Genomic DNA, 1289 nt, shown 5'->3' on the forward strand with positions numbered 1-1289 from the left:
CTGCAGCTAGAATAAAAAGTGGACACCTCATAAGAGCAGACAGATAATGAAAACAACAAGAGGAAGAGGTGTCCGGGATGGGTGAGAAGAGACAGCATTACAGTGAAGAGTTCAAGGAACAGGTCGTACGTTACATTCAGGAACAAACGAAGACACTGCCACAGATCTCCGAGGAGTTGAATGTGCCGAGGGGAACGATCCGTCAGTGGCAGGCCAAGTACCGGAAGTTTGAGAACGAACCGCTTGTAGATCGCGCAACACTCCGTCAGAAGGATCGGGAACTAGAAGAACAAGCACGCAAGATTGAGGATCTCCAGGAGGAGATCGCAATCCTAAAAAAGGCTATGCACATCTTCAGCAAGGAAAAGAACTAAGGTTCCAGTTCATCGAAGATCATCGCTCCGAGTTTCGCATGGAGAAGATGTGCAGTGTCCTTGGCGTATCCCGGAGTGGGTACCACAAGCGGTGCCAGGAGAAAGCAAACGAGAATACCTACCAGAAGCGACGCAAGGCGCTATTGGCGCGGATTACATGGTTCTTCCATGACGCTGCAAAGCGGTATGGCAGCCCTAAGATTACGAAGCTTCTCAAGAAGGAAGGCTGGACAGTTTCCGAGCGTCTAGTAGGCAAGCTGATGCGTGAAAACAACCTTCGCTCCTGTGTCTCGAAGAAGTTCAGGGTGCAAACAACCGATTCCAACCATACGAATCCGATCGCGCCAAACGTGCTGAATCAGCAGTTTACAACCACCGAGCCAAACAAAGTCTGGGTTACGGACATCACCTATGTGCCGTGCCGAGAAGGTCGGTTGTACCTGGCAAGTGTCCTAGACCTGTACACCCGCAAAATCGTCGGCTGGAAGCTCGGAGACCAGATGACGACGGACTTGATACTTGGAGCACTGGATAAGGCCTACGAAGCGAAGAAGCCGGCTGAGGGACTTCTCCACCACTCTGATCGCGGTTCGCAGTATACTTCCGAGGAGTACCGTAAACGACTAAAGAAGTACAAGATGAAAGCGAGCATGAGCCGCAAGGGAAACTGCTACGATAACGCCTGTATCGAATCTTTTCACAGCGTGCTGAAGAAAGAGTTTATTTACTGCACGCGATTTAGGACGAAGGAGCAAGCGCAGAAAGAGATGTTTCAGTATATTGAGTTTTTCTACAATCGCAAGAGGATTCATGGTTCTTTAGGTTATGAATCTCCAGACCGATTCGAGGAAATGTACTACAAAAATAGAAATGAAATTGCGCTTAAAGAGTGTCCACTTTCTTGACAGAGGTCCA

The 1289-nt window shown here is 49.0% G+C and carries 2 protein-coding genes; both read left to right on the top strand.

The window, feature by feature from the left end:
* Positions 1–77: 77 nt before the first annotated feature.
* Positions 78–374 carry a transposase gene (locus tag DFP98_RS39600; RefSeq protein ID WP_116065961.1) on the top strand — a complete coding sequence of 99 codons (297 nt, stop codon included), beginning with the start codon at positions 78–80 and terminating at the stop codon, positions 372–374.
* Positions 375–385: 11 nt separating this feature from the next.
* The gene (locus tag DFP98_RS39390; protein WP_246017227.1) at positions 386–1279 is read left to right on the top strand and encodes an IS3 family transposase; all 894 of its coding nucleotides are present in this window, start codon (positions 386–388) and stop codon (positions 1277–1279) included.
* Positions 1280–1289 lie beyond the last annotated feature (10 nt).

It is taken from the genome of Cohnella phaseoli (assembly GCF_003386235.1).
GTDB lineage: Bacteria > Bacillota > Bacilli > Paenibacillales > Paenibacillaceae > Cohnella > Cohnella phaseoli.